At 72.5% G+C, this 7232-nt stretch carries 8 protein-coding genes; 4 read left to right on the top strand and 4 right to left on the bottom strand.

Features of this window, described 5'->3' with window-relative positions:
- Positions 1-985: XdhC family protein (locus tag D7V93_RS33475; protein WP_120647241.1), on the top strand; the 985-nt coding region annotated here is incomplete at its 5' end.
- A gap of 28 nt (positions 986-1013) precedes the next feature.
- The gene (locus D7V93_RS33480; RefSeq protein WP_120647242.1) at positions 1014-1580 is read left to right on the top strand and encodes a nucleotidyltransferase family protein; all 567 of its coding nucleotides are present in this window, start codon (positions 1014-1016) and stop codon (positions 1578-1580) included.
- Here the strand turns inward: D7V93_RS33480 and rpiA are convergent.
- From rpiA to D7V93_RS33505, 4 genes are all read right to left on the bottom strand, one after another.
- Positions 1573-2274 (bottom strand): ribose-5-phosphate isomerase RpiA, encoded by a 702-nt coding sequence (gene rpiA / locus D7V93_RS33485; RefSeq protein ID WP_120647243.1) that lies wholly within the window; start codon positions 2272-2274, stop codon positions 1573-1575. The two genes, D7V93_RS33480 and rpiA, sit on opposite strands and share 8 nt — an antisense overlap.
- 25 nt (positions 2275-2299) lie before the next feature.
- Positions 2300-3487, bottom strand: coding sequence for an AI-2E family transporter (locus D7V93_RS33490; protein ID WP_120647248.1), 1188 nt, complete (start codon positions 3485-3487; stop codon positions 2300-2302).
- Positions 3488-3631: 144 nt separating this feature from the next.
- Positions 3632-4828: a TPM domain-containing protein gene (locus D7V93_RS33500; protein ID WP_158623923.1), complete on the bottom strand. Its 1197-nt coding sequence runs from the start codon at positions 4826-4828 to the stop codon at positions 3632-3634.
- Positions 4822-5448 (bottom strand): LemA family protein, encoded by a 627-nt coding sequence (locus D7V93_RS33505; RefSeq protein ID WP_120647246.1) that lies wholly within the window; start codon positions 5446-5448, stop codon positions 4822-4824. Before D7V93_RS33505 ends, D7V93_RS33500 begins: the two co-directional genes overlap by 7 nt.
- Before the next feature lie 218 nt (positions 5449-5666).
- Between D7V93_RS33505 and D7V93_RS33510 the strand changes: the two genes are divergently transcribed.
- Positions 5667-6038: a VOC family protein gene (locus D7V93_RS33510; protein WP_120647247.1), complete on the top strand. Its 372-nt coding sequence runs from the start codon at positions 5667-5669 to the stop codon at positions 6036-6038.
- Positions 6039-6204: 166 nt separating this feature from the next.
- A partial coding sequence (locus tag D7V93_RS33515) for a hypothetical protein (RefSeq protein ID WP_208723241.1) occupies positions 6205-7232 on the top strand: 1028 nt, incomplete at its 3' end.

Consider the following 7232-nt stretch of genomic DNA (forward strand, 5'->3'; position numbering starts at 1 on the left):
CGCGGGGGGCGTGAGCGGCGGGTGCCTGGAAGGGGACCTCGTGCGCAAGGCCTTCTTCTGGACGGCGGAGGGGCCGCGCGTGCTGCGCTACGACACCACCGGCGACAACGCCGAGGACGAGGGCGGCCTGTCGTTCGCGCTCGGGTGCAACGGCGTGGTGGACATCCTGCTGGAGCGCTGGGAGCCGGGCTCCACAAACACTGGTGACGCGCTCACCTTCGCGGCCGAGGCGCGCCAGCGGTCGCTGCGCGCGGTCGTCGCCACCGTGTACCGGGGGCCTGAGGAAGCCGTGGGTTCGCGGTGGATGCTGCGCGAGGACGGCGTGGAGGCGGGGAACCTCACGGGCCCCCTGCGCGATTCGGTGCGCGCGGCGGCGACCGAGGCGCTGGTGCGCGGCGTGCCCTGGAGCGGCGCGTGCGGCGGCGCGGAGGTGCTGGTGGAGGTGGTGGACCCGGCGCCGCCGGTGGTGGTGTTCGGCGGCGGCTTCGACGTGGCGCCCGTCGTGTCGCGCGCGCAGGGGCTGGGCTGGCACCTCACGGTGGTGGCGGACCGACCCGTGGAGCTGCTGCGCCGCAGGTTCCCGCAGGCCCAGGCGTTCATCGCGTCCCGGTCCACCGAGGTGCTGCAGAAGGTGCCGCTGTCCGCGCGCAGCCTCGTGCTGGTGATGACGCACAGCCTGCCGCAGGACCGCGAGCTGCTGGCGCGGCTGGTGCCGCTGCCGGTGCGCTACCTGGGCGTCCTGGGCCCCCGCGCCCGGACCGAGCGCATCCTGCGGGAGCTGCCGCAGGCCCCCACCCCCGCGCAGCTGGAGAAGCTGCATGCGCCCATGGGGTTGGACCTGGGCGCGGAGGGGGCGGATGAGATCGCCCTGTCCATCCTCGCGGAGGTGCAGACGGTGCTCGCGGGACGTGACGGCGGACGGCTGCGGGAGCGTCAGGCGCCCATCCACGCGGAGGCCACCGCGCCCGAGCGCAGGTCGGCCTGACGGCGCGCGTGCCACGAGGGAGACGGACATGACCGTGGGCGTGGTGCTGCTCGCCGCCGGGGGCTCGTCGCGGCTGGGCCAGCCGAAACAACTCCTGCGCCATCAGGGCGCCTCGTTGGTGCGGCGCGCGGCGGAGGCGGCCATCGCCGCGGGCCCGGTGGTCGTGGTGCTCGGGGCCCGGCGTGAGGACATCGAGGCGGAGCTGCGCGGGCTCGCGGTGCGGTGCGTGGACAACCCGGACTGGGCGCTGGGCCAGGGCGCGTCCCTGCGCGTGGGCCTGCGCGCCCTGCCTCCGGACGTGGACGGCGCCCTGCTGATGCTCTGTGATCAGCTCCGCGTGGACGCGCCCCACCTGCGCGCGCTCGTCGCCGCGTTCGAGCGCACGCACGCGCCCATCGTCGCCTCCACCTACGCGGGCACCCGGGGCGTCCCCGCCCTCTTCGCTCGCGCCCTCTTCCCGGAGCTGGACGCGCTGCCGCCCACGGACGGCGCGCGGAAGCTCATCGCCCGCGACCCGTCGCGCGTGGTGGAGGTGCCGCTGCCCGGTGGCGAGGAGGACGTGGACACCGTGCAGGACCTCTCACGGCTCACCTGACGCGGTGGGTGATGCCGTCCGGCCCAGCCACCACGAGGTCGGTGGTCAGGTTCAGGAACAGGCCGTGCGCCATCACTCCGGCGCGTGAGTCCAGCCGCGCGGCCAGCGCCGCCGCGTCGTTGATGGGACCGAAGTCACAGTCCAGCACCACGTTGCCCTGATCCGTGTGGAACGGCGCGCCGTCCAGCGCCAGGCGCACCGTCACGCGCGCGCCCAACGACTCCAGGAACAACGACTGCGAGCGCCAGCCGAACGGAAGCACCTCCACGGGCACCGGCCACTTCGTGCCCAGCCTCGGTGACAGCTTGGGCGCGTCCACGATGATGACCTCGCGCCGGCTGGCCTGGGCCACGATCTTCTCGCGCAGCAGCGCGCCGCCTCCGCCCTTGATGAGCGACAGGTCCGGGGCCACCTCGTCCGCGCCGTCGATGGTGAGGTCCACCACCGGGTGCACGTCCAGCGTGGTGAGCGGCACGCCCAGCGACGTGGCCAGCGCTTCGGTCGTGCGTGACGTGGGCACCCCCACCACGTCCTTCAGCGTCCCCTCCGCCAGCAGCACCGCGAGCTTCCGCACCGCGAACGCGGCCGTGCTGCCCGTGCCCAGCCCCACCACCATGCCTGACTGGATGAAGTCCACCGCGCGCTCCGCCGCCGCGCGCTTGAAGGAGGACACAACGCTCTCATCGGGAGTCATGGCGGGCTCGGGTCAGGAGTGAGGCTCAGTGCGGCGTCCCAGGATGCCCGGAGTCGGTCGGCGGCGCACGCCGCGCGTCACTGCCCCGCGGGGCGAGCGGACCGGCCAGAAGTGCCTCATCCGCGTTGCCGTGCGGGGAAGGCGCCGCGGTGGCGAGGCGGCGCTCCCGCTTCCACATCTTGCGACGCTCGCGCTGCACTTCCGTCACCAGCACCTGCCCCGCGGCCCCCGCCGGCACCGCGAGGATGACGCCCAAGAGTCCCGCCACGGAGCCGCCCACCAGGGCCACCAGCGAGATGAGCAGGGGGTTCATCTTGATGGCGCGCCGCTGCACCAACGGGCTGAGCAGGTGCGATTCAATCTGCTGGTAGACCATGAACAGCGCCAGCGCGATGAGCGCGCGCCGCGAGCCCACCGACGCCAGCGTGGTGACGCTCACGAGCAGCGCGGTGACGACGCTGCCGATGTACGGGATGAGCCCCAGCACCATCGCCACCAGGCCGAGCGGCAGGAAGTACGGCACCCCCAGCGCCAGCGACATCAACGCGGTGAAGGCACCGCCCACGCTGACGATGAGCAGCGTGCCGACGAGGTAGTTGCCCACCGCCTCGCGCATCCGGCCCACCACCCGGCGCACGCGGGAGCGGCTGCGCGGGCGCACCCAGCCCAGGATGCTGGCGTAGAGGTCCTGGCCGAACAGCAGCCCGAACACCGCCAGCGCCAGCACGGTGACGCCCGCGCCCATCAGTTCCAGCGTGGAGGACAGCACGGTGATGAGCGGCCGGGCCAGCACGCCGGCCTCGATGTTGAAGGCGTCCCGCGGGTGCGACAGCACGCCGGTGTGCTCATCCAGCTTCTTGAGCCACGGCACCTGGTTCAGCTCCGCGAAGAAGCCCGGCGCCGCGCGCACCAGGTTCTCCAACTGCTCCACCAGCAGCGGAACCAGCGTGAGGATGAGCAGGCCGGTGACGCCAAGCAGCGTCAGCGCGATGAGCGCCACGCCCAGGCCCCGGCGCAGGCCCCAGGCCTGCAACCGGCGCACGACGGGCTCCGCCGCGAGCCCCAAAAGCAGCGCCACCGCCAGCAGCGTGAGCACGGGCCCCAGGCGTTGCAGCGCCGTCCCCAGCAGTACCAGCAGCACCACCTGGAGGCCCACCGACCACACCGTCCGGGGCGGCACGTAGACGGGCACCCCTCTGCGCGAAGCCTTCATGCCCTCAAGGTAGGGAGTGCCCCCCAGGCAGGCGATGGGCACCCGAAGGCGACCCCTTTCCTGTCACCTGCTGGACGTTGCCCACGCGGGCGGCAGCCCTCGCAGCAGGCAGGCAGACGGGGCGGCGGCTTCACAGGGAGCGGCCTACCAGGAGTCGCTGCCGCCACCGCCGCCGGAGGAGCCGCCACCGCCGCCCCAGTCCGAGGAGGAGCTGGAGGAGTCGCTGCTGGAAGACGAAGAAGAGGAGTCGTAGCTGGAAGACGAAGAAGAGGAGTCGTAGCTGGACGAAGAGGCGCTAGAGCCCCAGTCCGTCGAAGAGGAGCTGGAGTTCCAGTCCGACGACGTGGAACTGGAGGAGTTGGAGCTCCAGGACACCGAGCCCTCCCTGGACCAGGAGCCGCTCCCATGCCGCGAAATCCAGCGGATTCCCTTCACCAGGAGCAGGAGCCCACCGGGGCCCACGACGGAAAAGAAGGAAGGGATGGCGGCCTGCAGCAGCAGGTCCCCCAGGTCGGTGGAGCCGTCCAGCAGGGACACTCCCAGCAGGGAGCCGAACACCGTGCCCCCCAGGAGGATCACTCCCAGCCCCCACTGTCCTCGCCCGCAGGCGAACCACCCGACGAAGAACACGATCAGCATCCCGCCATACCCGAAGAGGATGGACCCCGCGGTCAGCTGGGAGGACCCCGCCACCAAGACGAGCACGACCGGAGGCACGGCCCCCAGCAGCGCCGCCGCGACCAGGAGGCGCAGGCCCTTCATGTCCAGGAGCAGGCATCGGTTCAGCAGCAGCGCCGCCACGAAGGCCGTTGCGAGCATCGCGAAGAAGAACGCGCTCACCGCGGCCGGTAGCCAGGAGTTCGCGGGCGGGGACAGCGCCCCCTGCCCCGGGGCCTGCTCGTGGACGCCCGCGATGATGGCCACCAGCGCGTCCGCGATGCGTCCCTCGCGCATCAGCGGCCCCTGCGCGTGCAGCAACGTCGTGGCTTCACCGTCCGTCAGGTACGGCTCCAGGCCATAACCCACCTCCAGGCGCGAGCGCCGGTCGCCCTTCGCCACCACGAGCAGCAGGCCGTTATCGCGTCCCGCCTCCCCACCCTTCCAGGCGCTGAAGGCCTCGTGCGCGAAGTCCTCGAGGGGCTGACCGTTCGTGGTGTCCACCAGCAGCACCGCCATCTGCACCTGGCGCTCGGCGCGCAGTTGCACCAGGGCCTGCGCCACGGACTCCATCTCCTGCGCGGTCAGCATCCCCTGCGGATCCGTGACGGGCCGGGTGATGGAGGGAACAGCGCCCAGGACCAACGTGGGGATCAACAAAGACAGCAGGACGGCCTTCACCATGTGGAGACCTCCGAGGACAGCGGAAGGACGGGAGGCAGGCCGGTCAGGCGCACCACCCATCCGGTGGGAAAGGAGGCAGCGGAGGCGTTGTAGTCCGCGGCCCGTTCGTCATAGCGGCGCTGTTCGATGGCCACGCGGTTGTCCGCGCCAGCCAGCTCCGCGTCGCGCGCCAGGCCGGGGGTGAGCGTGTCCTGGCGTGCGCGCAGGGACTCGCGGCGCTCCACCACACTGCGTACCTGCGCCCGCTTTTGCGCCACGTCCGCCAGCGTGGTGGTGAGGCCGTTGCGCACGACGAGCCCCGACACGGCCAGCAGCCCCATCACGGCAGCGCCCACCCAGGCGCTCCGGCGCAACCGGACGCGGCGCAGCCGGGCCAGTCGCTCCTGAGCCTGGGCCTCGCGCGCCTGCTCCTCACGGCGACGCGCCAGGGCCTCCAGCGCCTGGTCCACGTAGCGTGCGGGGATGTCCAGCTCCTCGCCGATCTTGCGCACGTCGTCCGGGGTGAGCGTGTCCGGAGCGGCGTCCTTCTGCATCAGCCGCGTGGCGGTGGCGATGAGCTCGTTGACGTCGTCGTAGGCCACGTCCTTCGGGGGCCCGCCGGTGCGCGTCGTCGTGCTCATGAGGTGATCACCGCCGCGGCCAGCGACACGCCAGGGTCCTTCCCGGTTCGACCCATGCCTGGACCTTCAAAGCAGTGCTCGACCTGGGAAAAGGAATGGCCGTCTGCGCTCCCCCTACCGCTCATGCCCGGACCATATGCCATCCCCCGGACGCCGGGTACGGGGGGCCCAGAGTGCACTTGGCGCACGTCCACCGACCTGGGCAGACTGCCGCGCCCATGGACAAGCCCCAGACGATGCGGTCGTTCGTGAAGCTGCTGGTGACGGATACCCCGGCCTCCGTGCGCTTCTATGAAGGCCTCGGCTTCGAACGCATCGCGTCGGGCCCCCCCATCCTCCGCCTCCAGTGGGGCGGCGAGTCGGACATGTATCTCATCAGTTCCCCCGCGGGCCTGAAGCTGGAGGGCCGCAAGGGCCTGGGCGTGCTCGTGGGCTTCCGGGCAGGCGAGGCCGGCGTGGACGCGGTGGCCCAGAAGGCGCTCGCGCTGGGAGCCCCGGTGGAGGGGCCCACGGTGCAGCCCTGGTACACGCGGGAGATCATCGTCACGGACCCGGATGGCTACCGGCTCAACTTCATCGAGCCCTCCTGAGCCGAGGGCTGAGCCTCGGGCCGAGCCCGTCGCCGCTTTCGTCCCGCGCCCCGCCCGCTTAAGGCCAGCGGAACGAACGATGGAACCGACGCCGCTTCCCGGACCCCGGGCCGCAGCCCCTCCCCTTGATTGCCCCAGCGGCTTGCGCCAGCCTGTCGCGGCCTCCGTGAGCACTCCCCGCTACTTCGTTCCCCATGCCGCCAGCCCGGCGGAGCCCGTGCCGTGCGATGCGGCGGAGGTCGTCCACGTCGTGGACGCGTTCCGCCTGGAGCCCGCGTACCTGGGCGAGTCCGAGTGGTTCGTCTGCACCGACGTCGTGGGCCAGCTCCAGCTCATCCCTGGCAGCGACCGCGCGAGGCTGCCCGCGTCCGTGCAGGCGCAGCTCGCGCACCACGAGGTCGCCGCCGGACGTCCCCCGCGCCGGCTGGCCGCGACGGAGCTGTTCTTCTTCTCCGCGGAGATGGTGGAGCACCCCGCCGACGCCGAGGGCTTCAACGATCCCGTCTACCTCTACGGCACGCTGACGGGCCCGTGGCCGGGCAACACGGTGATGCGCGTGCCCGGACAGCTCACGGTGAGCCGCGGCGACGTGCTCGCGGGCTTCGCCCACGGCGCCCAGGACGCCTTCCGCTACGTGAAGGACGCGGAGAGCCGTGAAGCTCCCAGCGCCTACCACGCGCTGCTGCCGGGCGACCGCGCGGAGCACCTGGCCCAGGGCCGGGGCCTCGTCCTCACCTACCCCGCCGTCCCCGCGGAGCTGCAGGCCCACAACTTCGCCAACGGCGCCCAGGTCGCGAACGTGCTGCACGCGGTGCTCGCCCAGTTGCAGGAGGACGCGCGCACGCACAACGGGCCCCAGGCCATCGCCGCGCTGGACCTGCCCGTCGCCAGCCGCGCCATGGCCATCGCGGAGCTGGAGGTGCGCGGCTTCGAGGTGAAGGGCGACATCGCCATCCCGCGCCCCACGAAGGGCGGGCTGGTGGGGAAGCTCGCTGGCTGGTTGCAGAGCGAAGAGGTGCGCGTGCCGCGCGAGGCGCCGCTGTCGGAGTTCCTGGAGCTGGCGCGCCGCGTCCTCCCGATGCTGCCGGGCTGGCCCACCGAGACGGAGCGCACGCTGCGCGCCCACGTGCTCGCGGGCACGCTGTCCCCGGGCACGCCAGCGCCCCGCATGCCGCCCCGCGCGCCCCCCCAGAG

The organism is Corallococcus llansteffanensis, from assembly GCF_003612055.1.
Taxonomy (GTDB): Bacteria; Myxococcota; Myxococcia; order Myxococcales; family Myxococcaceae; genus Corallococcus; species Corallococcus llansteffanensis.